The organism is Hyphomicrobium sp. 99 (assembly GCF_000384335.2).
Taxonomy (GTDB): domain Bacteria; phylum Pseudomonadota; class Alphaproteobacteria; order Rhizobiales; family Hyphomicrobiaceae; genus Hyphomicrobium_B.
The window spans coordinates 2,032,551-2,056,462 of the sequence record NZ_KQ031382.1; the positions used below are offsets into that span (position 1 = coordinate 2,032,551).

Genomic DNA, 23,912 nt, shown 5'->3' on the forward strand with positions numbered 1-23,912 from the left:
TTATGCGGAAAAAGTTTCAAGCGGCCGCAATGCTTCTTGCCTCGCTCGTTGTGGGAATGGGCCCGGCGCTGTCGCACGACGACATGAAGAAGATGAACCACGCGCCGACGGCAACCGCTTGCAACACGACCGCACTCGTGTGCGCCGGCGTCGCGACGGGCACCTTTGGCGCGGATGGAAAGTTATGGCTGACATGGAGCGCAGGCGGCCGCGTGTCGGTCGCAAGCTCGACCGATCTCGGCAAAACGTTCTCCGATCCAGTAACGCTTCCTAAAACGGAATTGCCGCTCGACGAAGGCCCAGATGCCCGCCCGAAGATCGCAGTCGGACAAGCAGGTCAAGTCGTCGTCACGTATACATCGCGCGATGACAAATATAATGGCCACGCTTTCATCGCCCGCTCCGGCGACGGCGGGAAGACGTTCGGCGCGCCGCAGCCAATTACGTCAAACTCGCCGAGCCAGCGCTTCGAGACAGCGGTGCTCGATCAGGACGGTCGCGCGTTCGTCGCCTGGATAGACAAGCGCCACGCAGCGAAGGCAAAGAAGGACGGCAAGACATACGCCGGAGCCGCGCTCGCCTTCGCCTGGGACGATAAACCCGGCGGAACGCTTCAAGCGGCAACAATCGCGCGCGATAACACCTGCGAGTGCTGCCGCATCGGCGTTGCCTTCGCAGCGCCTGGGAAGCCGGTCGTGCTCTTTCGAAATATCTTCGACGGTGGCATTCGCGATCATGCCATCATCACTTTCGCGGATGAAAAAACGCCAGGCCCGCTTTACCGCGTCAGCGACGACGATGCGAAGATCGACGCCTGTCCGCATCAGGGACCGAGTCTCGCAATCAGCCCCGAGGGTGTCTACCACGCGACCTGGTTCGCGCTGGGCCGCAAACTGAAGGGGCTCTACTACGCGCATTCCGAGGACGGCGGAAAAACATTCTCCACGCCGATGCGGCTCGGTGATCCCAACGCGCAGACATCGCGGCCTTACGTTCTGGCGGCACACGGCATCGTCTATCTCGCCTACAAATCTTTTGACGGCGCAATGACGACCATCGATCTGATGACGTCGCGCGATGCCGGAAAGACGTGGAGCACGCCACGCTCCATAGCGATGACGCACGATGCGTCCGACCATCCGCTGCTGATCGCGAGCCCGACCGGCGCCTATCTTTCCTGGCAAACGCTGCAGGAGGGCTACCGGCTCATGCCATTGGAGCCTCAATCATGAGACTCGCATCGATATTCGCTGCCTTGATCGTCGCTGTTTTGCCGATGGCGAGACCGGCTGCCGGCGCGGAGACGCCCCGCACGTTTGACGCTGCAACCCTGAATGAGATCCGCGACGCCCATAAGGGCCGCCCCCTGATCGTCCATTTCTGGGGGCTGACCTGTAGCAATTGCATGGCCGAACTCAAGGAATGGGGAGCGTTCGCGCGAGCGCATCCCGACGCAACGGTCGTTCTTGTCAATTGGGATCAACGCGGCGCTCGGCCCGAGCAAATTGGCCCGACGCTTCAGAAGGCGGGCCTGAGCTCCATGCAGAGCTTTGCTCTCGGAAACGGCTTCGAGGAAAAGTTGAGGTTCGCAGTCAGCCCGGATTGGATGGGAGAGCTGCCCTACACGCGTCTTATCGCCGGCGACGGAACGGTGACGGCATTCTCAGGTCTGGCGGACTTCGAAGAACTGGGCTCGTGGCTCACGACGAAACGTCAGGCGCCCAGGTAACTTTGAGTCCGCATGGTTCCCAGTTGGTGGAGCAACCGACTATGCGCGACCGTCCGCTAAAACTGACGAATTTCAAATCCCTCGGAAAAACCACGCAATTCCACAGTCCACCGCAACATTCAGGGCGAGCGGAGTCCGCTAAGCGCTGAGAAAACGAGGAGCAACTTGCCAGCGGACGATTTGACGCGGATGATGATGACGTTTCACGATTCGTGAGCGTGCTGACAGGGAGAACTAAAAAATGGATCCCCAAGCATTGATCATCTGGTTGCTGATCGGCGCCGTTGCCGGTTGGTTGGCTGGGCAGGTAATGAGCGGTGGTGGCTTCGGCCTGGTCGGAGATATCATCGTCGGTATCATTGGAGCGTTTATCGCTGGTTGGTTGTTCCCCTACCTCGGAATTCACCTAGGCGGCGGCATCATCGGCGAGATCATTGCCGCAGCCATCGGAGCGATAATATTGCTGTTTGTCGCCCGCCTTGTTCGACGAGCTTAGAAACCCGGTTATGACATAAATTTCGGACGGGCTGTTGACGCCATCGTTGACGGCCCGTTTTTGTTGGTCGCCCCGAGACGGGCGTTCCGGCACAGCTACAATTTGCTCGGGGCAACATGGCTTTGCGGTGTTGCCTCCCGCGTCAGACCTGCTAACGGCTTGACGACATTGTAGAGTTTTGATGAGCGGCTCGCGTGAATGTTTAAGGTTCCTGTTTCCTGTTTCATCATCTCCAAGAACGAAGGCGACCGCATCGGACGCACGATCCGATCCGTGCGTCCGTGGGTCGACGAAGTCGTCGTAATCGATTCAGAAAGTTCGGACGATACGGTAAGCGTCGCGCTTGCCGAGGGGTGCAGGGTCATTACCCAGTCTTGGCTTGGCTTCGGCTCTCAAAAACGCTTCGGTGAAGACCAATGCAGAAATAACTGGGTCTTCAACCTCGACGCGGATGAAGTCGTCACACCGCAGCTGGCGCGTGAAATCATCGCCATGTTCGCGAACGGCGATCCCGTGTTCGTCGCTTACGGCATGCCAATACAGATGGTCTATCCGGGCGCTACAACACCGCGCCCAATGGCGCGGGATCATTGGTATGTGCGGCTTTACGATCGCCGGTACGTCAGGTTCAGAAACTCAAAAATTCACGACACGGTCGTAACTGACGAACATCCGATTGGCTGGTTCCAGGCGCCGGTATTTCACTATTCGATGCGCTCTTTCGCCGATATGAAGCGCAAGCTCGACGAGCGGACGTGGCTTCTGGTGGAAAATTCCGGATTGAACTCGAAGCTTGAGCTTGCGTCGCGTCTGCTCATCGAATTGCCGATGAACTTTTTTAAATATTATGTCGTCAGGCGCCACTGCACCGGGGGTCTCAAAGGCTTGCGGTACGCGTGGATCCAGGCTCGTTATAGATTTTTGAAGATCTATCGCTTATGGCGGTCTGGGAAAGTAAGGTCCGGCCCGAGCAGCATCGCCGCCTGAACAGCGCGGAAATTCGCAAATTCACGTCGGGACGCATCGTCTCTCAGCCGTGCCAGCGGTGAAGAGGGGCCTTTCATACGCTAGGCATTTGCGAGTATAGACTGGGGCAAAGATCCCGTAGCTCAGTTGGATAGAGCATCTGCCTTCTAAGCAGAGGGTCGCAGGTTCAAATCCTGCCGGGATCGCCAATGCTCTGCTCATTTCTCCCAAACGCTGTTTCTATCTCTCCTCGCCAAAGCAACGGACGCGCGAAGAAGCGCGTTAGCTGCTGGCTTCCTCTGTTCAGCTGCCGCGACGTCATCAAGCGTAGCATGACGTCAAGCGTAGCATGACGTCGTTGCAACTCGCGATGGCCATCGAAACCAAGGTCGACAATCGCTGAAAAGACGAGCGATGAACGATGCTGTCGCCGTCTCGCAAAAGCTGGATGTCCGGCGCCCCAAATGCATCTGCTCGCCGTGACACTTTTTCCATGCGCGAATAAATCTTTCGAAAGGCCGTGCGGTATAGAACCGGGCAACGCGATTCATCTGCAGTTCGCGGTGCACTGCGCTGTTAGCGCTTGAATTCGGATACAAGGCACGACGATGGAAAACCAAACGCGCGACTCCGCATTGAATGACCGCCTCGCCTTCATTGGACTTGATAGCGATCAGTGCGCGAGTATCCGCAGCATCAAAGGCATCATCGACAAGGAACTTCCAGTCGTTCTGGATGTCCTCTATCGCACCATCCAAAAGACGCCAGAAACGCGCAAATTCTTCAAGAACACGGCGCAAATGAATGGCGCGAAGAACGCCCAGATCGACCATTGGGCGTCGATAAGCTCGGGAAAATTCGACGACCAGTATGTCACCAACGTTCGCAAGGTTGGCGAGGCCCACGCACGTATCGGCCTGGAGCCGCGCTGGTACATCGGTGGCTATGCAATCATCGTTGAGCACCTCATCAAGTCCGTCGTGAAGGAGATGTGGGTAACGGGCTTCTCGTTGGGGCGCCAGAGAAAGGGCCCCGACGAAATCGGCGAATGCATCAGCGCATTGGTGAAGGCGATGATGCTCGACATGGATCTCTCGATTTCCATCTACGTCGAGGCGGCAGAACAAGCGAGATTGAAGCTCGAAAAGGAAGTGGCACTCGAAGCGGCACGCGCGCGCGATGAGGAAGCGCGGCGGGCAGCCGAGCGCAAAGCTCAGGAAGAAGCGGCCAATAGCGAGCGCACGGCAGTCTTGACTGCCATGAGCACCGCCATTGCGAAGCTCGCCAATAAGGATTTGACGTCACGCATCGCTCTAGACCTTCCCGACGCCTATCGGGGAGTGCAACGTGAATTCGACTCCGCCGTTGAGCAGTTCGAAATCGCCCTCCAACAAGTAGCGGCAAGTGCGAACGCGATGGTGTCGGGCACCAAGGAAATCTCCACGGCGGCAGATGACCTGTCACGGCGCACCGAGCAACAGGCGGCAAGCCTCGAAGAAACCGCGGCTGCGCTGGAACAGATCACAACGATCGTAAAGAAAACCGCCGGCGAATCCTCTCATGCCCGCGATGTGGCCGCCACGGCTAAGGGAGCGGCAGAAGCAAGCCGAACAGTTGTTCGTCAGGCGGTCGACGCAATGGCCGACATCGAGAACTCCTCCAAGGAAATCGCGAAAATCATCGGCGTGATCGACGAGATTGCGTTTCAAACAAACCTGTTGGCTCTCAACGCAGGCGTGGAGGCAGCGCGCGCGGGCGATGCAGGGCGTGGGTTCGCGGTCGTCGCATCAGAAGTCCGGGCGCTGGCACAACGCTCAGCGGACGCTGCGAAGCAGATCAAGACGCTGATCTCCCGCTCCAGCGAACAAGTGGACAACGGTGTGCGCTTCGTCTCCGACAGCGGAAAAACGTTGGAGGAAATTATTTCCCACGTGGTGAGCATCAACGAGATGATCCTGTCCATCGCTCAAGCGGCCGAACAGCAGGCAACGGGGCTGGCAGAGGTGAACGTCGCGATCAACGATCTCGACCTGACCACTCAACAAAATGCTGCGATGGTAGAAGAAACGACAGCTGCCTGCCACAGCCTCGGCCAGGAAACCGGCCAGCTCTCGCGCCTCGTCAGTGAATTTAATCTGGGGGAAAGCGGGCTGGAGTCACTTCGCAAAGCAGCGGATCAGATGGCTTCCAAGATCAGGCCAACGTTGGTGCAATCGCCCCGCAAAAAGATTGAGCCGAAACGGCACACGGCCGCCGCTCCGGAAAAGACCGATTGGGAAGAATTCTGACCCAAAATACTTCAGGTCTGCGGGATGGCCGCCAATCGCTGCGCCGAAAAAGCAGCCATCCCGTGCGTCGGCAAGAGCTAGAGAGCTTTACGGCTCTCTGACCCATGCGCCGTCATGTACCGGCTCGCCAGACGATCTCACCCACCTTGATGGCCTTCGGCAGAAGACCGAGCGCGTGGAACTGATCGGCAATGCGTTGTTGTTCGGCGATAACTGCATCATCGAGCGGCTTGATGCCGTACGCTTGACGCTTCAGCGCGGCTTCGAGAATAGGCGCAGGAATACCAGTCGGCCCGCTGAGCTGCGCCGCGGCCGCTTTGGTATCGGCCTTCACCCAATCATCGACGGCCCTCAGCTCCGAAAGCACGACATCGATGGCTTTGGCGTTGGCCTCGGCATAGGACTTACTGGCCAAGTAGAACTGGTGATTGGAGACAATTCCCTTGCCGTCGGTCAGCACGCGAGCTTTGGCTCCGTCCTGGGCCGCAGCATAGAAGGGATCCCAAACGGCCCAGGCGTCGACCTTTCCGCTTTCGAAAGCTGCGCGCGCATCGGCAGGAGCAAGATGAACCGGCTCGAACTCGCCGTATTTGATGCCGGCCTTTTCAAGGGCCTTAACGGCAAAGTAGTTCGAGTTTGAGCCCTTGGCGTAGGCGACTTTCTTGCCCTTGAGTTCAGCGACCGATTTGATCGGGCTGTCCTTGGGAACGAGAATGGCTTCACCCTCCGGGGCAGGCGGCTCATGCGCGACATAGACGATTGAACTTCCCGCGGCTTGAGCGAACACAGGCGGCGCTTCGCCCGTGTGTCCGAAGTCGATGGCGCCCGCATTGATGGCTTCGAGCAGCGGAGGTCCAAACGGGAATTCGGCCCAAGTGACCTTGTACCCGATCGCGGCGAGCTTGGGTTCCAGCGTTCCCTTCGCCTTGAGGAGGATGGCGTTACCGTACTTTTGATATCCGATGCGGATGACTTTATCGTCGGCGCTTGCCGTGAGGCTGCCGAGATTTACGGCGACTGCACCAAGCGCGAGTGCGCCCAGTGCCCTGCGAGAGATTTTCATGGTCTTTCCCTTTTGTTGAGAGGTTGAATGGAGCCAAATTCGTTGAAGATCCGGCTCCGCCGAACGTGATTACGATTGTGATGCGCCCCACACGGCGTCTCTGACGACGATGGGTTTTGGAATGAGGCCATGTTTTAGAAAGCGGTCTGCGAGCTGCTGCTGGGAAGCGATGATCTCGCCGTTGAGTTTTCCGATTGCGAACGTCGACCGATTGGCCGCGATCGTCTGAATGTTAAGATCGAGGCCCGTAACCGCCGCGAGCGATTTCGCGACGTCGGCATGGTGTTCGTCAGCCCACTTGGCAGTTTCGGAGAGCCCTTCGAGCGTTTCGCGAGACCGACAGGTAAAAGACGTCTGCAATCCATTGGAAAATCCCCGCAACGAATAGCCGCCAGTTGAAATCGTCTGGCGAGCCACCAAGGCTGCAGGTGCGATCAGGGATCGTCTACGAAGTATTTTCGCAATCCTTATGCGAACTTTGCTTATTACGTTTGGTCAAATAGAAAAGGTTGTCTCGATGAGCCGTCCACGCCAACTGCATCTCGGCGCATTCATGCGACCCGTCAGTATTCACACTGGCGCTTGGCGTTATCCGGGCGCCTATCCGGACGCGAACTTCAACTTCGGCCATCTCAAACATTTTGCGCAAAGGCTCGAAGCGGCGAAGTTCGATGCCTTTTTCATGGCTGACCACCTGGCCGTCTTGAACATGCCGATGGATGCCCTGAAGCGCAGCCATACGGTGACATCCTTTGAGCCGTTCACTCTGCTTTCGGCCCTCGCGGTCGCCACCGAGCGAATTGGGCTCATCGCCACGGCGTCTACGACCTTTGATGAGCCCTTCCACATCGCCCGCCGCTTTGCATCGCTCGATCACATCAGTGCTGGTCGCGCGGGCTGGAATATCGTCACCACGGCCAATCCCGATGCCGCGTTGAACTTCGGATATGAATCACACCTCGACCACGACGCGAGGTATACCCGCGCCCGCGAATTCTTCGACGTGGTGACCGGCCTTTGGGATAGTTTCGCAGACGATGCTTTCGTGCGCGACGTCGAAGCCGGAATCTATTTTGATCCAGCTCGAATGCATGTGCTCGGCCACAAGGGCCGTGAACTTTCGGTTCGTGGTCCGCTCAATATCGCGCGGCCGGTGCAGGGGTGGCCGGTTATTGTGCAAGCCGGAGCATCGGAGCCCGGACGTCAGCTCGCTGCCGAAACGGCCGAAGTCGTGTTTGGTGCCGAGTCGACCTTGGCGGACGGGCAGCGCTTCTATTCCGATGTGAAAGGCCGAATGCAGGCCATCGGACGGGATCCCGACGACCTCAAAATTCTGCCGGCTGCTTTCGTGATCGTCGGCGATACGATCGATGAAGCACGTGCGAAGCGCGCGCATCTTGACAGTCTCGTCCATTACGACAGCGGCATCGGTTCTCTAAACAGTATCCTCGATTATGACGTCTCGGGTTTTGATCCGGACGGACCGCTCCCGGAAATTCCGGAAACCAATTCCAGCAAAAGCGCGCGGCAACGATTTGTCGATGCTGCACGGACGAAAAATCTCACGATCCGTCAGCTTGCTCAGAAAGCGGGTAGCTATGCGGGTCTTGCGTTCGTCGGAACACCGGCTTCGATCGCAGATGAAATGGAGAAGTGGCTCGAAACCCGAGCCTCGGACGGTTTCAATGTGATGTTCCCCTGGCTGCCCGGCGGGCTCGACGATTTCGTCGATCGAGTGGTGCCGGAACTGCAACGGCGCGGAATATTCCGCCGGGAATATGAAGGGACGACCTTGCGAGAGCATCTCGGGCTGCGCCGTCCAGAGAACCAATTCTTCAAGTCGACTTAGGATTCGCGCTCAGAACTTAGGCACCGGCGCGCGCGGATGAGCACAAGCATTCAATCTGCGAATAACGTCATAACTTCTTCTTCGTTAAGACTGCCCGATCCGACCCTTAAGATTTCCGCTCGGGTTATCAAAGGGGATGTCACGATGAATTTCTGGAACCGAGCCCGGGCGTCGATAGCTCTGGGATTCGCGCTTATCTTATCTACCGGCGCCCACGCTGCGGATAAGCTCACTGAGATCAGGATCGACTGGGCGACATACAATCCTGTTTCGCTGGCGCTCAAAGACAACCAACTGCTCGAGAAAGAATTCGAGAAGGATGGGATCGCAATCCGCTGGGTCCAGTCCCTCGGCTCCAACAAAGCACTGGAGTTTCTCAACGCGAGTTCGCTCGACTTTGGCTCGACAGCAGGCGCAGCCGCGCTCGTCGGCAAGATCAACGGCAATCCGATCAAATCGATCTACGTCTACTCGCGTCCGGAATGGACGGCGCTCGTCACGCGGCCTGAAACTGGAATTAACACAGTCGCCGATCTCAAGGGCAAGCGCGTAGCGGCGACACGCGGCACCGATCCGCACATCTTCCTCGTGCGCGCCCTGCAGGACGCAGGTCTGACCGAGAAGGACGTAACTGTCGTCGTTCTTCAGCATGGTGACGGCAAGGCCGCTCTGCTGCGTGGCGATGTCGATGCGTGGGCTGGCCTCGATCCTCTCATGGCGTCCGCCGAGATTGAGAACGGCGCGAAACTCTTCTTTAGAAACCGCGAAGCCAACAGCTGGGGCGTGCTCAACGTTCGCGAAGCATTCGCCAACGATCATCCCGATATCGTCAAGCGCGTGCTCGCGACGTACGAAAAAGCCCGTGAATGGTCTCTTGCCAATCCGGCAGAGCTTCAAAAGCTGCTCGTGACGGCGACCAAGCTTCCTGAGGCGGTCATTGCGAAGCAGCTCAAGGAGCGCACCGATCTTTCCTACTCGAAGATCGGAACGGCGCAGAGAGACACGATCTTGGCTGCCGGTCTCGCGCTTCAGAAAGCCGAGGTCATCAAGCCGGATGTCAATGTTTCGGCTGCCGTCGACTCACTGATCGACGCCAAATTCTCGACCGCGTCCAACTAGCAGCCAATGACCACTGCAGAGCAAGCCGGTCTTTCGATTGAGGAAGGACCGAATACGATAGCCCGCCGCCCGAACTGGGTGGGCGGGCTTTCCCCTTTCATCGCCGGTCTTATTGTGCCCCTGACACTTGGCCTCGGTTGGGAAATCGCGGTTCGCACGGGAATTGCCGAAGGGCGCCTCGTGCCGCCGCCGTCGCGGATCGCCAATACGATATTGGAACTCGCGCGTGCGGGAGATTTGTCGCTCCATATCAAGGCGACATGCCTGCGCGTGCTTGCCGGCTTCAGCGCTGGAACTCTAGCTGGCACATTGCTCGGAGCGATCGCCGGCTATTCGTCCCTCATGCGCGGCCTCGTCGATCCGACGCTGCAGTCTTTGAGAGCGGTTCCTTCAATTGCGTGGGTTCCGCTCTTCATTCTCTGGTTCGGAATCTTCGAGGCCTCCAAGGTCACTCTCATAGCGGTCGGAGTCTTCTTCCCCGTTTATCTCGGTGTTCTCGGCGCCATTCTTTCAGTCGATCGAAAGATCGTTGAAGTTGGTCGCGTCTTTCGACTGTCGCCGGTCGCGATCACAACTCGCGTGCTCCTGCCGTCGATCCTCCCGGCGTATGTCCTCGCGCTCCGCGGTGGCCTCGGCCTTGGCTGGATGTTCGTCGTTGCTGCCGAGTTCATGGGTGCTTCTGAGGGGCTGGGCTATCTCCTCGTTGATGGTCAGCAACTCGGCAAGCCCGAGCAGATCGTGACCGCCACGCTGATATTCGCGATTCTCGGCAAGACCTCCGACTGGCTTCTCTCCACCGCCACCGCGCCGCTCCTCCGCTGGCAAGACACTTTCTCGAACAGCAAATAAAGGCCAATGCTAGAAGCGCGAAAGATCGGGAAGACCTATGCCAACGGCACCGTCGCTCTCCACAACGTCTCGTTGAACGTCGCCGCGGGCGAGATCCTCGCCATCGTTGGCGGCTCGGGATGCGGAAAGAGCACCTTGCTCCGCGTGCTCTCAGGCCTTGAAAAACCATCCTCGGGCTCGGTCCGGGTTGACGGAGCTGAGATCGAGTCACCGCATCCCGCCGTCGGCATCATCTTTCAAGAACCGCGCTTGATGCCGTGGCTAACAGTCCGGCAAAATGTCAGCTTCGGTCTGGCCCACCTTTCCAAAGGCGAAAGGCAGGATCTCGTCGAAACGTCTTTGAAGCGCGTTGGCCTCGCCGATTACGGTGGTCGCTGGCCGCGCGAGCTTTCAGGCGGACAAAGTCAAAGGGTATCGATCGCGCGCGCCCTCGTCACGAAACCGAGGGTTCTCCTCCTTGATGAGCCTTTCTCGGCACTCGATGCCTTCACACGCGTCGAGCTTCAGGATCACTTGCTTGAGCTTTGGGCGGACACTCGACCAACGCTCGTGCTCGTCACGCACGATATCGAAGAGGCTGTCGCACTGGCCACGCGCCTTGTCGTTCTGAAGCCGTCTCCGGGCCGGATTGCGACGACATTCGACGTCCAGCTCGATCGCCCCCGAAACCGCCTCGCGAACTCATTCGGAGAGGAGAAAAGGCGGGTCCTCGCCGCGCTGGACGATTCCCGCTCAGAGCGTCACGCGCGAGTACCTGGATAAATTTTCCAATCCGGTCGCCCCGATAAGCAGCCGGTTCATAAGCTATGCAGTTCTTCTTATTTCCTGGAGATATTTCCGCTGTCTACGGTTCTACGTGATAAGGACTTATACTCGCGGGGAATTTTATGTCCGATTCTACCCTGACGCGTGCCTGCTATCGGCGCGCCGCAAGTGGCTTGGTCTTTGTACCGGTCCAGGGGGTGACCCCAGAGGACGCCGATCGCGCGATTTTCCCTGGCGTGATGTCGCAGGCCTAACACATGCTCTCACCTTGGAATATCGATGACATCGTAGCGGAGCTTCGCGAGGCGAGGGGGCGCAGCAAACGCGTCGTCTTGGCCGGAAATCGAAGAGCGCCGCTCCCCAGTCCACCGAAGCTGCAGCGGGTTGTGGAAGGAATTTACGCAGCGCTCTTTCCGCGTCACGCAGGCGCGATCGACCACAGCGACGAGGGGCTCGCCGTCTTCGTCAGCAATTCACTCAATGAGGCGCTAAGCGTCCTCATCGAACAAGTGAGGCGAGAACACGCGTTCATCGACGAGAGCCGCGCCGAGCATGACTCGCCCCTTACACCGGATGAGATTGTCGCTGCTTTTGCGCGCGCTCTTCCGGGAATTTATGAGACGCTCGAAAGCGACGTTCGTGCTGCCTATGACGGCGATCCCTCGGCCAAGAGCACGGAAGAAGTACTCCTCAGTTTTCCAGGCATAAGAGCCATAGTTCACCACAGAATCGCCCACGCGCTTCATACGCTTGGAGCGCCTGTAATCGCGCGCATCATCGCCGAACTCGCACATTCCCAAACCGGCATAGACATTCACCCCGGCGCAAAAATCGGAGGCAGCTTCTTCATCGACCACGGGACAGGGGTCGTGATCGGCGAGACGGCCGTCATCGGCGAGCGTGTCCGCCTCTATCAAGCAGTGACACTCGGCGCGAAACGCTTCTCGATCGACGAGGGTGGCGCGCTCGTCAAAGGCCAGCCCAGGCATCCGATCGTCGAGGACGACGTCGTCATCTACGCCGGCGCCACCATTCTCGGGCGCATCACCATCGGCCGCGGCTCTTCGATCGGCGGCAATGTGTGGCTAACCCGTAGCGTCCCGCCCGCGAGCAATATCGTGCAGGCTCAGGTTCGCAGCGAAACCTTCGATCACGGCGCTGGAATATAATTCTAATTTCGGAGGGGTTGACGGGCTTATCATTTCTAACGATAAGCATATATCGGAATTTGATGCGACAATATAACAGATAGCGAGACAGGTATGGCAGACGAAGCACAAACAGCGCTTGGCGATATTGCAGCAAGGCAACTAGCTAATGCGACCAAGACCGTTCCTCAGATGTCGACCATCACGCCACGTTGGCTGGTGCATTTTCTGAGCTGGGTTCCGGTCGAGGCCGGCATCTATCGCGTCAACAAGGTGCGCGACGGCGGCGGCGATATCGAAGTGGCCTGCTCGGTGCGCGATGAACGCGTCCTGCCCCAGACCTACGTCGACTATGTCGACAACCCGCGCGAATACCTTCTGAGCGCCGTTCAGACGGTCCTCGACATCCATACCCGCGTATCCGACCTCTACAGCGTTCCGCACAATCAGATCAAAGAGCAGCTTCGCCTCACGATCGAAACGGTCAAGGAGCGTCAGGAAAGCGAGCTGATCAACAACAAGGAATACGGCCTCCTTGCGCATGCCGCGGCATCGCAGAAGATCCGGACACGTGCCGGCGCGCCGACGCCCGACGATCTCGATGAACTCATCACCAAGGTTTGGAAAGAGCCGGCCTTCTTCCTCGCCCATCCGCAGGCGATCGCAGCTTTCGGCCGCGAGTGCACCCGTCGCGGCGTGCCGCCTCCGACAGTGACGCTGTTTGGCTCGCCGTTCATCACTTGGCGCGGCATCCCGCTCATCCCGTCGGATAAGCTCGAAGTGAAGAACGGCAAGACCAACATTCTTCTTCTTCGCACCGGCGAAGCCAAGCAGGGCGTGGTTGGCCTCTTCCAGCCTGGCCTTCCGGGCGAGCTCACGAAGGGCCTTTCGGTTCGCTTCATGGGCATCAACGATCAGGCAATCGCTTCCTATCTCGTCTCGCTTTATTGCTCGCTCGCCGTCCTGACCGACGACGCGCTGGGTGTTCTCGAGAACGTTGAGGTGGGCAGGTACCATGTCTACAGCTGACCTAGCAGGCGGAGCCGCAAACCTTGACGCGCTTGCAGCAGCGGCGCGCGGGACAGCTGGCGGCGTTCAGCCGCCGGCGGGGTTGCCGGATATAACGCTTCTGACAAAGATGGCGAACGATCTCTTCGCAGCGCTCCCGGGGCAATCGTTGCCGCCCTCTGCCGGCCCTTCGCTTGCAGGTTTCGGCGCTTCCCCCGTGGAAGTCGCGGGAACGTCGGCACCGCATCTTGCGGCCGCGGGAACATCTCCATTGCCGACGGCTGGAGTGCCGGCGGCAACGATCGGAACGCCGGGAAGCGTGTCACCATTTGACGCCGCCGCGTTCGACGATCGCGTGTTCGATAGTCTTTTCGGGGCTGTGGTTCCGTCTCCGCCTTCTGGCGGGCCGTTGGGGCCATCCCTTCCGGGCTTTGGCGCATCGCCGACAGAGCTCGGCGGTCAGGCAGCCGCACAGCCGGGACCATCGCCGTCGCCGACACCCGCTGTCGCGTCAGTGCCGGGTATCGGCGCGCCGGTCAGCGGCACTCCGGTTTCCGCGGCTGATGTCTCCGTGATCGACCTCAAAGGCGTAAATGATCTGACGCGCGCGCCAGATCCGCTATTGCCATCGACCGTCGATGCTGGACCGTCGCTTTCCGGTTTCGGAGGCTCGAAGGAAATTCCTGCGCGTCCGGAGCAATCGCGTTCTGCGAATTCGCTTCCTGGCGTTTCCCAAGCGGCACCTCCTCAGCCGCCGCCGGCGACACCGCCTCCGCAGGTTTTATCCAACCATACCGGCATCGAAACACCCCATTCCGGCGGCACCGTTTCGAACTACGACTGGATTGGCATTCCCTTCGAAGCCGAGCTCAAATCGTTGCTGGCTCCGCTTGCGGCCGAACCCCTCACGGGCGTTCCGCGCGCGGACGCGGGATCGAGTCTCTACTTTTTGGATGGGATTTTCTCGCCATCGAGTGGCATTAGCGTCCCTGGCGAGGCTGCACCCGTCCGCGTGGGGGAGACGGGTGGCATCGGATTTGATGTCGGTTCCGTTCGTCGCGACTTCCCGATCCTCAACGAAACGGTCAATGGCCGTCCGTTGATCTGGTTCGATAACGCCGCAACGACGCAAAAGCCGAAGTCGGTCATCGAGCGACTGAAGTATTTCTACGAGCACGAGAACTCGAATATCCATCGCGCAGCGCACGAACTTGCCGCGCGAGCGACCGATGCCTATGAGGGCGCGCGCAATAAAGTTGCCCGCTTCCTCAATGCTGGTTCGGTCGACGAGATTATCTTTACTCGCGGGACGACGGAGTCGATCAACCTCGTTGCGGCAACCTTCGGCAATCAGCACGTTGGCCCCGGCGACGAGATCGTCATCACCCATCTCGAGCACCACGCCAACATCGTTCCCTGGCAGCAGCTTTGCCTCGCCAAAGGCGCGAAGCTGCGCGTCGCGCCGGTCGACGATAACGGTGCCTTGCTGCTCGACGAGTTCGGCAAGCTCCTGAACAGCCGCACGAAGATCGTCGCATTCACTCAGGTTTCGAATGCGCTCGGAACGATCACGCCGGCGAAGACAATTGTCGAGATGGCGCATCGCGTCGGAGCCAAAGTGCTTGTCGATGGCGCTCAGTCCGTCTCGCACATGAAGGTCGATGTGCAGGATCTCGACGCCGACTTCTTCGTGTTCTCAGGCCACAAGCTCTTTGCTCCAACGGGCATCGGCGTCGTCTATGGCAAGAAGGATCTGATGGATTCGCTGCCGCCATATCAGACTGGCGGCAACATGATCCGTGACGTGACCTTTGAGCGGACCGAGTTCCATAAGTCGCCTTCGCGGTTCGAGGCCGGAACCGGTAACATCGCCGACGCGGTCGGGCTCGGAGCGGCGATCGATTATGTCGAGCGCATTGGTCTCCACAATATCGCGGAGTACGAGCATAAGCTTCTCGTCTACGCGACCGAGCGTCTGCTTCAGATCCCGGGCTTGAGGATCATCGGAACGGCACCTGAAAAGGCGAGCGTCATCTCGCTGACCATGAAGGGCCTCAAGAGTGAGGAGATCGGCGCGCGGTTGAACAAGTACGGGATCGCCGTGCGTTCTGGCCACCACTGCGCCCAGCCGATCCTCAGGCGTTTCGGCCAGGAGACGACCGTCAGACCGTCGTTTGCCTTCTACAATACGTGCGGCGAGATCGACGTTCTTGTCGCTGCATTGAAAGACATCCAGGCCGAAACCGGTTTGACACGGCTCTAAACATCGAAGGGCGCTTCGATAAACTCCGCGCGGGATTGTGATTTCGCGCGGAGGAACCGCAGAGCAGCGGGCACTGTTTATTCATCATTGGATGGAGGAGCAGATGTCGAAAACGAATTACACTGACCCGACGAACGCCACCGACCCGCCCGGCGGCAAGCATCACGAAACCAATAAGGAAGGCATGAAGCTTCCGACGGAGCGCCCGTCCGCGAAGGGCGAAAAGGACGCGAAGAAATCGGTCAGCCCCGAGACAGCATCAAAGACTGAGCGGTAAGCGGCCACGGCAAAAAACGCTTCGGCCGCCATTTTTTTTATGATCCAGTCTACTTTGGCTTCTTCTGAGAGCGCGGGGCGGCGGCCTCCGCGCGCTTTGAGGTGTTCAGCGCCACGGCGTTGCGAATAAGGTCCTTCAGCGCCTTTTCATCGATCTTCGCACCCTCTTGGTCGTGACGTTACCCATTGGTCCGTCCTTTTACGTCATCATCAGCAAGTTCGAGCACGCCTCGGAGTGGTGCCACGGCGAGCCACTCATCTGTTGATCAGTTCCATCGTATCCTTGCTCCGTTAGGACGCATCACGCCATATTGCTCCGCTGTTGCAGAAAGACGGACAGATACTGCTATACTTTTTTGACAAGCGGAGACCGGCTTATGTGGTTGTCACGCCTCATTCGAAATGCAGTCGGTCATCGCAAAACTATCAATACCTCCAACGATCTCTCGTTCGAGTCGGAGCGTCTGCCGGAGCTTCGCGGCAAACCGATTAAATTCGGACCGATCAGGGTGCTATCCTTTGTACCACCCATTTTCCTTTCGGGCATCCCCTATGATGAGTTTCTTGGAATAGCACGGTCCTTTGGACGGCGTTACGGAGACGTCAAAGCCGGGTTCGTTATCTTTCCGACTTGGTCGATAGAAACGCCAAAAAAAGCGAAGGCGATTCGACAGTCATTTCTTGAGCATACCAAGCGCTACCCCCAGCATGCGATCCGGTACATCTGCAACACACCGGGCGAGGCTCAGCTACTTGAGGAGTTTGGTCAGCCAGCGACGTTTCTCAATCACAAGTTTACTGTTTCTGAGCGCGTATTCCGACCGCTTCCTGGGGCCAATGTCGAGTTCGACGCGATTTACAATGCTCGGTTCGTCTCCGGAAAGCGGCACGAGTTGGCAGCAGAGATAGAGAAAGTAGCCTACATCGCCTATTGCGAGCCGCAGGAAAGCCGGCGGCAGGATTTCAAACGCCTGTGGAGCGAAACGAAGGCGCGCTGTCCGGCACATGAATTGCTGAACGAGTTGGCAGGTGATTTGCCTGTCGGCCTGTCTCATCCCAACGTTAATGCCGCCCTGGCTCGGGCGTCGACCGGCCTTCTCCTTTCCGAGGTGGAAGGCGCCAGCTACGCAGCGGTGGAATATATGCTTGCAGGTCTTTCCATTGTCAGCACGCCGAGTACCGGAGGACGGGACGCGTATTTCGATCCAGAATACTGCATCGTTTGCGAAGCAAACCCGCGAACGGTTCGCGATGCAGTCGCAGCGCTCGGGAGCAGGAACATCCCGAAATCGTATATTCGCGACAAAACACTGAAGAAGATTGAGCCGGAGCGGCAACGGTTCCTGGCCATGGTCGATAGCCTCATTGAGGAGCTTGGCGGCCAGCCGCAATTTTCTGGTGCTTGGCCCTTCGGAGAAATAAGCGGCGTTCCGTGGGGGTCATTTAAGAAGCACCTCGCCGACTTTGATCAGTCTGCTGGTAAAATGCTTGAAAAGGAATTCGGCCTCAAAGAGGGGGCATGTGCCGATATTCAATTATCGCCTATCGAAATCCGTACGATCATCAACGAGATCCAGAGAAAGCCGAACTGTTCGCTGCTTGTGTTCGGATGCGGAAACGATTCATTGCTCTGGGAGAAGGTCAACGCCGGCGGCACGACTGTCTTCGTTGAGGACAATCCGGAATGGGCAGCCAAGACGCTTGCTAAATTGAACAGCTCGGGCGTCCACGTCGTAAAATACAATTCGCGCCAAGCGGACTGGCGCGATTGGCTCGACCGTCCGAGCCGATTGCGGATGGATCTGCCCGCCGAGGTCCAGTCCCGTCGCTGGGATATCATCCTCGTCGACGGTCCTGCCGGTGATACCGGCGAACGGCCGGGGCGTATGAAAAGCATATACGCGGCATCAGGTCTTGTCGCAGGCGGGGGCCTGGTTTTCGTCCACGATTGCGACCGGCCCGCGGAGGACGCGTTTGCTTCGCGCTATCTCGGCGCTCATCGGCTTGCGGTCGAAGTCAGTGGCAGAGCGCTCCTGCGAGGGTATGCCTTCTAATCCTGAGCGATCGGACAACAACGCAACTGCCAGAAATCGGCATCCCTTGACGCGCGCGGGCTTTCCATTTCAACGTCGCTGCTCTGGATGAATTTCGCGATCGAGGCGGCGGAGCAAACTCGTGGCGGAGGAATGACTGTCCATGACGGTCGATGCAAAAAGCGACTTCTTGAGCAAAGTCGAGCGCGCCTACCAGGGCGAGGTCTACGGCGAGGCGCTCTACAGCGGCATCGCGGAAGTGATGGACGATCCCGCCCGGGCAGAGAAGTGGCGCGTTTTGACCGAGCTTGAAGTTGTCACGAAGGCCAAAATGCGGGATCTCGTCGCCAAGCTCGGCGGCGACACGCGCGAAAGCGACGTTTATCGTCAAAAGGGCATCGACCACGTCCAGAAGTATGCCAGCATGCCGTGGGATGACTTCATGAGGCTCTATAGCCGCGAGCTCAATCCGGTCATTACACGCTACGCGGCTCTGGAGCAGCGATGCGCCCCCGAAGATGCTGAGACATTGCGGTTCCTGACCGAGCATGAAGTCGTGACCCAGGCATTCTGTGACCTCGAGTTGGCGGGAAAATCGGACGTGTCGATCAATCCGACACTCGAGCTGATCGCCAAGATGCGCGGAGCTTGGCAAGGGTGACGCATCGGCCCTACTGTGTCGTAATTAGCAAAGTTTGCGTCTTCTGCGGCTGCACGGAAAGCGGGCTGCCCGCCTAACTAACGCATGCATCTCGACAAATGGTTGTTCGTGGCCGCGTCGCACGATGCGAGTGGGGAGTTTTGATGAGGAAAGACTACTCTTCCTGGTCGCTTTTCACGAAGGGCCTCAGGCACAATGAAGGCTGGGATCCGGCGTGGCGGAGCGCCGAACCGAAGCCCTCCTATGACGTCGTCATTGTCGGCGCAGGCGGACACGGTCTCGCGACCGCCTATTACCTGGCGAAGGACCATGGCGTTCGCAACATCGCGGTCATCGAGAAGGGCTATCTCGGCGGCGGCAACACCGCGCGCAACACCACGATCGTCCGTTCCAATTATCTTTGGGACGAAGCAGCTCTTCTCTACGAGCACGCACTGAAGCTGTGGGAGGGACTGACCGAAGACCTGAATTTCAACGTCATGTTCAGTCAGCGCGGCGTCTTCAATCTCGGACATACGCTGCAGGACATGCGCGATATCGAACGCCGCGTGAATGCCAACAATCTGAATGGCATCGATGCGCTCGTGCTCGACGCCGCCGAAGTGAAGAGCCGAATTCCCATCCTCAACACGGCGAAGACGGCGCGATTCCCGGTGCTCGGCGCAAGCTTTCAACCGCGCGGCGGCATCGCTCGCCATGATGCCGTGGCGTGGGGTTTTGCCCGCGCGGCGAGCAAATACGGCGTCGACATCATCGAGAATTGCGAAGTCACAGGAATGGACATCGCAAACGGCCGCATCGTGGGATTGGAGACGACGCGCGGCACGATCAAGTCCGAGCGCGTTGGCTGCGTTGCCTCCGGTCACTCGTCTGTTCTCGCGAAGATGGCAGGCATTCGCATGCCGATTGAAAGCCATCCGCTTCAAGCCTTCGTCTCGGAATCGATGAAGCCCGTGCTCGATACGGTCGTCATGTCGAACGCCGTGCATGGCTATGCAAGCCAGTCCGATAAGGGCGAACTCGTCATCGGAGCGGGCATCGATCACTATACGAGCTACACGCAGCGCGGCAGCCCGCATATCATCGAGCATACGGCCGCAGCAATCATCGAGCTCTTCCCGATGTTTTCGCGTGTGCGCATGAACCGCCAATGGGGCGGCATCGTCGACACCACCCCCGATGCGTGCCCGATCATCAGCAAGACAAAGGTAAAGGGGCTCTACTTCAATTGCGGTTGGGGCACGGGCGGCTTCAAGGCGACGCCGGGCTCCGGAAATGTCTTTGCCTATACGATCGCGAAAGACGAGGCGCATCCGCTCAACCGGGCATTCGATCTCGCCCGCTTCTCAACAGGACATCTCATCGATGAGCACGGCGCCGCTGGCGTCGCTCACTAATTCAGGACCGCACGATGTTTGTGTTGTTTTGCCCGCATTGCGGGGAAAAACGGGAAGAAGAAGAATTCGGCTACGGCGGCGAGGCGTTCATTCCGCGTCCATCGAAGCCCGAAACGCTAGATGACGACGCATGGGGCGATTATCTTTTCATGCGCAAGAATCCCAAAGGCTGGCATTGGGAAATGTGGTCCCACAACACGGGCTGCCGCAAGTTCTTCGTCGTGAAGCGTAACACAGCGACAAATGCCATAGCCGGATCATGGACGCTCTCAGACGGCCGCAAGGCCTACGACGCGGAGGGCGGCGCGACGTGACCAGTTCTCGGGTCCGCACCCCAGGCGCGCGGATTGATTTCGACAAACCGCTCGCATTTACGTTCGACGGCCAGACGTACGATGGCTACGCCGGAGATACGCTCGCGTCTGCACTGCTCGCGAACGGTGTGCGCATGCTCGGGCGAAGCTTCAAGTACGGTCGACCGCGCGGCATTGTCGGTGCCGGGCCCGAAGAGCCGAACGCGCTCATGCAGATCGAGGCGGGCGCCCATACGATTCCCAATCTCAAGGCGACGCAGGTCGAACTGTACGATGGGCTCATCGCGCGCCGGACGACCGGCTGGCCCACGCTGGAGTTCGATCTGAAAAGCTTCGGCGGATTGTTTTCGCGCTTCATGCCAGCGGGCTTCTATTACAAAACGTTCCAGGACAAAAAGCTCTGGCCGAAGTTCGAGCACATCATCCGTCAGGCCGCGGGCTACGGCAGTTCGCCCAAGGAAGCCGACCCGGAAACGTACGATCACAGCCATCGTCACGCGCAGGTTCTCGTCGTCGGAGGAGGCGCCTGTGGATTGCTCGCGGCTCTTGCTGCAGGGCGTGCCGGACTGAAAGTCGTGTTGCTCGATGAGCAGAATGAATTGGGCGGCTGGCTGCTCTCCTCACCGCAAAGCGTTATCGGCGGCAAACAAGCGAACGCTTGGCTGAAAGCCGCGATCGGCGAACTGCAAAGCATGCCCAACGTGGAGGTGCTGACGCGAACGAGCGCCTTTGCGCTGCACGACATGAATCTTGTTTTGGCAGTCGAGCAGCTTCAGGACCATCTGCCGCTCGCAAAACGCGCCGCAAATCAGCCGCGCCAGAGGCTTCATCGCATCCGCGCGGAAAACGTGGTGCTCGCGACCGGAGCGATCGAGCGCCCGCTGGTGTTCGGCAACAACGACCTTCCGGGCGTCATGACCGCTTCGGCACTCACGACATATCTCAATCGTTACGGCGTGGCAGCCGGCAAGCGCGTACTTCTGCAGACGACCAACGATCACATTTATCAAGGCGCTTGTGATCTCGCCCGCGCAGGCTGCGAAGTTGTTCTTGCCGATGCGCGTGCCCGCATAAATCCCGCTTGGGAAAAGCGCGTGCGCGCCGCGGGTGTCGATGTTCGGGCAGGCTACGGCATCGCCTATGCAAAGGGACGACGCGCAGTCAGCGGCGCGCAGCTCGTGAAGCTCGATGCCGAACGAAATATCGTCATCGGCAACGGCCCGGATATCGATTGCGACGTGCTCGGGAGTTCCGGCGGCTTGTCGCCGACCGTGCATCTTTACTGCCACGACGGCGGCCGCCCGCATTGGAATGAAGCGAAACTGGCGTTCGTCGTACCCGCAACGGGGCGCGCGAAATCCGGCATCTACTGCGTCGGCGCGGTCACGGGCGAATTCGGCCTGCAACAGGCGCTCGAACAAACGCAACAGACGTTGCGCGACCTACTTTCATCGCTCGGCAAGACCGCCACGACCGATGCAGTTGATTTGGGGACCGATGAGCCGACAACCATTCTGGCGCGCCGCATCTTCCGTATTCCCGACGGCAAGCGCGAAGGACACGGCAAGAAAGCGTTCGTCGATTTCCAGAATGACGTTTCGGCAGCCGACATTCATCTGGCCGTGCGCGAGAACTATCGCTCGATCGAGCACATCAAGCGCTACACGGCGTTGGGTTTCGGAACCGATCAGGGCAAGCTGTCGAACGTCAACGGGTTTGCCATTGCAGCCGATGCACGCGGCGTAAGCATCCCTGAAGTCGGAACGACGACGTATCGCCCCGCCTATTCGCCGGTCACGTTCGGCACGCTCGCCGGCGCCCACGTAGACGATACTTTCGAGCCGCGGCGCTATTCGGCCATGCACGCAGCCCATGTTGCGCGCGGCGCGGAATTCGAGCCGGTCGGGCAATGGTTGCGTCCCTGGTATTTTCCGAAGTCGGGTGAAGACCTGCACGCGGCCGTGCGGCGCGAATGTTTGGCGGCACGCCGCGGCGTAGGCATCATGGATGCTTCAACGCTCGGCAAGATCGATCTTCGCGGCAAAGACGTTCGAGAATTCCTCAATCGCGTCTACGCCAACGCGTGGACACAGCTAGCCCCCGGCAAATGCCGCTACGGCTTGATGCTGGATGAGAACGGCATGGTCATGGACGACGGCGTAACCGCGTGCATCGCCGATGATCACTTCCTCATGACGACGACGACGGGCGGCGCCGCGCGCGTCCTGACCTGGCTCGAGAAGTGGCATCAGACCGAATGGCCGGATCTCGACGTCTACATGACGTCTGTCACCGACCACTGGGCGACTGCCGCCATCGTCGGGCCGAAGAGCCGCCAAGTTTTGGCGAAGCTCTGTAGCGATATCGATCTGTCGCCGTCCGCATTCAAGTTCATGGATTGGCGTGAGGGAACAGTCGCTGGCGTTCCCGCGCGCGTCTTCCGCATCAGCTTTTCGGGCGAGCTCGCCTTCGAGGTCAACGTCGACGCAAACTACGGCCATCACGTGTGGGAAGCGCTGATGGATGCAGGCCGCGAATTCGACATCACGCCCTACGGCACCGAAACGATGCACGTCCTGCGCGCGGAGAAGGGCTTCATCATCGTCGGTCAGGATACGGACGGCTCGATGACGCCGCTTGACCTCGATATGGCATGGGCCGTCAGCATGAAGAAGCCGTTCAGCTTCATCGGCAAGCGTTCGTTCGCGCGCAGCGATACCGCCGGGCCCAATCGAAAGCAGCTCGTCGGGCTACTGACGGACGATCCCGAAACCGTCCTGGCCGAAGGCGCGCAGATCATCGAGAGCGCCGACATCACGCCGCCCGTTCCGATGCTCGGACACGTGACGTCGAGCTACTACAGCGCCGAACTCGGCCGCTCGATTGCACTCGCCGTTGTCCGCGATGGCATCAATCGGCGGAGCGAAGAAGGCCGCAAGAACGGCAGCGATAATCTCTACGCCTACGCCGGCGGCAAGGCGCACAAGGTCAGGCTCGTCTCTCCCGTCTTCATCGATCCGCAGGGAGCACGGCAGAATGTCTGAGCCAATCATGCGGTCGCCTCTCCATTCGCTTTGTCTCGAAAGTCAGGCGCGGCCAATCGACGACAGTTGTGGCGTCTGGGCGAACGAGATCCCGCACCTCGGCTACATCAGCCTTCGCGGAAATGTCAGCGATCAAGCTTTCGTAAACGCCGCATCGACGGCGCTCGGCGTCGCGCTTCCTGTGCAACCTTGCACGCTTGCATCTTCGAAAGACATGGACGTTCTATGGTTGTCGCCCGATGAGTGGATGATCGTCGCGTCAGTGAGCCAATCGCAATCGCTGCTTGCGAGCTTGCAGCAGGCGCTGACTGGCGTTCGCAGTCAAGTCGTCGACAATTCCGGAGGCTATACGCAAATCATCCTCGAAGGCGCGAACGCTCTCGACGTCCTCCAGCATGTGAGCGTCTATGATTTCGCAAGCTTGCAACCGGGCCGCGTCGTCGGCACGACGTTCGGAAAATCTTCCGCCTACGCATTTCGGCACGGCGACGGCTTTCGCTTGCTCATCCGGCGCAGTTTCGCCGACTACATTTGGCGCTATCTCGCGCGCGCCGCCGCGCCTTACGGATTTGGTATCGTCGATCTCCGTCGCGACGGCCAAGCTGAGCCGAGCGTCGGCAGCGTGAACGTGGCTCTCAGCTGAG

22 protein-coding genes and 1 tRNA gene are annotated in these 23,912 nt (G+C 59.0%); 21 read left to right on the plus strand and 2 right to left on the minus strand.

What is annotated here, in order from left to right; translation table 11 throughout:
- Positions 1-2 precede the first annotated feature (2 nt).
- The 6 genes from G359_RS20440 (at position 3) to G359_RS09865 (ending at position 5,479) form a co-directional block, all read left to right on the plus strand.
- A complete protein-coding gene (locus tag G359_RS20440; RefSeq protein ID WP_045835984.1) occupies positions 3-1,232 on the plus strand; it encodes an exo-alpha-sialidase in 1,230 nt (409 codons plus the stop codon).
- A complete protein-coding gene (locus G359_RS09845; protein ID WP_052699288.1) occupies positions 1,229-1,729 on the plus strand; it encodes a TlpA family protein disulfide reductase in 501 nt (166 codons plus the stop codon). Before G359_RS20440 ends, G359_RS09845 begins: the two co-directional genes overlap by 4 nt.
- 241 nt (positions 1,730-1,970) lie before the next feature.
- Complete coding sequence (locus G359_RS09850; RefSeq protein WP_045835985.1) at positions 1,971-2,225, plus strand: GlsB/YeaQ/YmgE family stress response membrane protein; 255 nt, start codon at positions 1,971-1,973, stop codon at positions 2,223-2,225.
- 198 nt (positions 2,226-2,423) lie between these two features.
- Positions 2,424-3,212, plus strand: coding sequence for a glycosyltransferase family 2 protein (locus G359_RS09855; protein ID WP_045835986.1), 789 nt, complete (start codon positions 2,424-2,426; stop codon positions 3,210-3,212).
- Between the two features lie 111 nt (positions 3,213-3,323).
- Positions 3,324-3,400 (plus strand) — tRNA-Arg (locus tag G359_RS09860).
- 399 nt (positions 3,401-3,799) lie between these two features.
- Positions 3,800-5,479, plus strand: a complete 1,680-nt coding sequence (locus G359_RS09865) for a globin-coupled sensor protein (RefSeq protein WP_045835987.1) — start codon at positions 3,800-3,802, stop codon at positions 5,477-5,479.
- A 112-nt stretch (positions 5,480-5,591) separates the two neighbouring features.
- On the opposite strand, the gene G359_RS09870 is transcribed toward G359_RS09865, so the two are convergent.
- Both G359_RS09870 and G359_RS09875 read right to left on the minus strand, forming a co-directional pair.
- Positions 5,592-6,542 carry a sulfonate ABC transporter substrate-binding protein gene (locus tag G359_RS09870; protein ID WP_045835988.1) on the minus strand — a complete coding sequence of 317 codons (951 nt, stop codon included), beginning with the start codon at positions 6,540-6,542 and terminating at the stop codon, positions 5,592-5,594.
- A gap of 69 nt (positions 6,543-6,611) precedes the next feature.
- Positions 6,612-6,902: a type 2 periplasmic-binding domain-containing protein gene (locus G359_RS09875; RefSeq protein ID WP_197077559.1), complete on the minus strand. Its 291-nt coding sequence runs from the start codon at positions 6,900-6,902 to the stop codon at positions 6,612-6,614.
- 157 nt (positions 6,903-7,059) lie between these two features.
- Between G359_RS09875 and G359_RS09880 the strand changes: the two genes are divergently transcribed.
- The 15 genes from G359_RS09880 to G359_RS09940 all read left to right on the plus strand — a co-directional run bounded on the left by G359_RS09880 (position 7,060) and on the right by G359_RS09940 (position 23,911).
- Positions 7,060-8,391, plus strand: a complete 1,332-nt coding sequence (locus G359_RS09880; protein ID WP_045837861.1) for an LLM class flavin-dependent oxidoreductase — start codon at positions 7,060-7,062, stop codon at positions 8,389-8,391.
- Positions 8,392-8,535: 144 nt separating this feature from the next.
- Complete coding sequence (locus tag G359_RS09885) at positions 8,536-9,510, plus strand: aliphatic sulfonate ABC transporter substrate-binding protein (RefSeq protein WP_045835990.1); 975 nt, start codon at positions 8,536-8,538, stop codon at positions 9,508-9,510.
- Positions 9,511-9,516: 6 nt separating this feature from the next.
- Complete coding sequence (locus G359_RS09890) at positions 9,517-10,359, plus strand: ABC transporter permease (RefSeq protein ID WP_045835991.1); 843 nt, start codon at positions 9,517-9,519, stop codon at positions 10,357-10,359.
- A gap of 6 nt (positions 10,360-10,365) precedes the next feature.
- On the plus strand, positions 10,366-11,121 hold the full coding sequence (locus G359_RS09895; RefSeq protein ID WP_045835992.1) for an ABC transporter ATP-binding protein: 756 nt from the start codon (positions 10,366-10,368) through the stop codon (positions 11,119-11,121).
- Positions 11,122-11,246: 125 nt separating this feature from the next.
- Positions 11,247-11,378, plus strand: a complete 132-nt coding sequence (locus tag G359_RS21015) for a hypothetical protein (protein ID WP_256363857.1) — start codon at positions 11,247-11,249, stop codon at positions 11,376-11,378.
- Between the two features lie 3 nt (positions 11,379-11,381).
- On the plus strand, positions 11,382-12,293 hold the full coding sequence (gene epsC / locus G359_RS09900; RefSeq protein WP_045835993.1) for a serine O-acetyltransferase EpsC: 912 nt from the start codon (positions 11,382-11,384) through the stop codon (positions 12,291-12,293).
- A 93-nt stretch (positions 12,294-12,386) separates the two neighbouring features.
- On the plus strand, positions 12,387-13,301 hold the full coding sequence (locus G359_RS09905) for a family 2A encapsulin nanocompartment shell protein (protein WP_045835994.1): 915 nt from the start codon (positions 12,387-12,389) through the stop codon (positions 13,299-13,301).
- Positions 13,288-15,543: a family 2A encapsulin nanocompartment cargo protein cysteine desulfurase gene (locus tag G359_RS09910; protein WP_045835995.1), complete on the plus strand. Its 2,256-nt coding sequence runs from the start codon at positions 13,288-13,290 to the stop codon at positions 15,541-15,543. The genes G359_RS09905 and G359_RS09910 overlap by 14 nt, the downstream gene beginning before the upstream one ends.
- A gap of 103 nt (positions 15,544-15,646) precedes the next feature.
- Positions 15,647-15,820: a hypothetical protein gene (locus G359_RS20445; protein ID WP_156150728.1), complete on the plus strand. Its 174-nt coding sequence runs from the start codon at positions 15,647-15,649 to the stop codon at positions 15,818-15,820.
- A 376-nt stretch (positions 15,821-16,196) separates the two neighbouring features.
- Positions 16,197-17,873, plus strand: a complete 1,677-nt coding sequence (locus G359_RS09915; protein WP_045835996.1) for a hypothetical protein — start codon at positions 16,197-16,199, stop codon at positions 17,871-17,873.
- 142 nt (positions 17,874-18,015) lie between these two features.
- Positions 18,016-18,513 carry a hypothetical protein gene (locus G359_RS09920; RefSeq protein WP_045835997.1) on the plus strand — a complete coding sequence of 166 codons (498 nt, stop codon included), beginning with the start codon at positions 18,016-18,018 and terminating at the stop codon, positions 18,511-18,513.
- Positions 18,514-18,656: 143 nt separating this feature from the next.
- Entirely contained in the window at positions 18,657-19,910 is a 1,254-nt protein-coding gene (locus G359_RS09925; RefSeq protein ID WP_045837862.1) for a sarcosine oxidase subunit beta family protein, read from the plus strand.
- Positions 19,911-19,924: 14 nt separating this feature from the next.
- On the plus strand, positions 19,925-20,224 hold the full coding sequence (locus G359_RS09930; protein ID WP_045835998.1) for a sarcosine oxidase subunit delta: 300 nt from the start codon (positions 19,925-19,927) through the stop codon (positions 20,222-20,224).
- Positions 20,221-23,268 (plus strand): sarcosine oxidase subunit alpha family protein, encoded by a 3,048-nt coding sequence (locus G359_RS09935; RefSeq protein WP_045835999.1) that lies wholly within the window; start codon positions 20,221-20,223, stop codon positions 23,266-23,268. The genes G359_RS09930 and G359_RS09935 overlap by 4 nt, the downstream gene beginning before the upstream one ends.
- Positions 23,261-23,911: a sarcosine oxidase subunit gamma gene (locus tag G359_RS09940; RefSeq protein ID WP_045836000.1), complete on the plus strand. Its 651-nt coding sequence runs from the start codon at positions 23,261-23,263 to the stop codon at positions 23,909-23,911. The genes G359_RS09935 and G359_RS09940 overlap by 8 nt, the downstream gene beginning before the upstream one ends.
- Position 23,912 lies beyond the last annotated feature (1 nt).

Excerpts from the sequence above, each read along its gene's own strand:
- G359_RS09940 (WP_045836000.1), top strand. The coding sequence starts at position 23,261 with ATGTCTGAGCCAATCATGCGGTCGCCTCTCCATTCGCTTTGTCTCGAA.
- G359_RS09915 (WP_045835996.1), top strand. The coding sequence starts at position 16,197 with ATGTGGTTGTCACGCCTCATTCGAAATGCAGTCGGTCATCGCAAAACT.
- G359_RS09920 (WP_045835997.1), top strand. The coding sequence starts at position 18,016 with ATGACGGTCGATGCAAAAAGCGACTTCTTGAGCAAAGTCGAGCGCGCC.
- G359_RS09880 (WP_045837861.1), top strand. The coding sequence starts at position 7,060 with ATGAGCCGTCCACGCCAACTGCATCTCGGCGCATTCATGCGACCCGTC.
- G359_RS09910 (WP_045835995.1), top strand. The coding sequence starts at position 13,288 with ATGTCTACAGCTGACCTAGCAGGCGGAGCCGCAAACCTTGACGCGCTT.
- G359_RS09850 (WP_045835985.1), top strand. The coding sequence starts at position 1,971 with ATGGATCCCCAAGCATTGATCATCTGGTTGCTGATCGGCGCCGTTGCC.
- G359_RS21015 (WP_256363857.1), top strand. The coding sequence starts at position 11,247 with ATGTCCGATTCTACCCTGACGCGTGCCTGCTATCGGCGCGCCGCAAGT.
- G359_RS09855 (WP_045835986.1), top strand. The coding sequence starts at position 2,424 with ATGTTTAAGGTTCCTGTTTCCTGTTTCATCATCTCCAAGAACGAAGGC.
- G359_RS09925 (WP_045837862.1), top strand. The coding sequence starts at position 18,657 with ATGAGGAAAGACTACTCTTCCTGGTCGCTTTTCACGAAGGGCCTCAGG.
- G359_RS20440 (WP_045835984.1), top strand. The coding sequence starts at position 3 with ATGCGGAAAAAGTTTCAAGCGGCCGCAATGCTTCTTGCCTCGCTCGTT.
- G359_RS09870 (WP_045835988.1), bottom strand. The coding sequence starts at position 6,542 with ATGAAAATCTCTCGCAGGGCACTGGGCGCACTCGCGCTTGGTGCAGTC.
- G359_RS09930 (WP_045835998.1), top strand. The coding sequence starts at position 19,925 with ATGTTTGTGTTGTTTTGCCCGCATTGCGGGGAAAAACGGGAAGAAGAA.
- G359_RS09905 (WP_045835994.1), top strand. The coding sequence starts at position 12,387 with ATGGCAGACGAAGCACAAACAGCGCTTGGCGATATTGCAGCAAGGCAA.
- G359_RS09885 (WP_045835990.1), top strand. The coding sequence starts at position 8,536 with ATGAATTTCTGGAACCGAGCCCGGGCGTCGATAGCTCTGGGATTCGCG.
- G359_RS09865 (WP_045835987.1), top strand. The coding sequence starts at position 3,800 with ATGGAAAACCAAACGCGCGACTCCGCATTGAATGACCGCCTCGCCTTC.
- G359_RS09890 (WP_045835991.1), top strand. The coding sequence starts at position 9,517 with ATGACCACTGCAGAGCAAGCCGGTCTTTCGATTGAGGAAGGACCGAAT.
- epsC (WP_045835993.1), top strand. The coding sequence starts at position 11,382 with ATGCTCTCACCTTGGAATATCGATGACATCGTAGCGGAGCTTCGCGAG.
- G359_RS20445 (WP_156150728.1), top strand. The coding sequence starts at position 15,647 with ATGTCGAAAACGAATTACACTGACCCGACGAACGCCACCGACCCGCCC.
- G359_RS09845 (WP_052699288.1), top strand. The coding sequence starts at position 1,229 with ATGAGACTCGCATCGATATTCGCTGCCTTGATCGTCGCTGTTTTGCCG.
- G359_RS09895 (WP_045835992.1), top strand. The coding sequence starts at position 10,366 with ATGCTAGAAGCGCGAAAGATCGGGAAGACCTATGCCAACGGCACCGTC.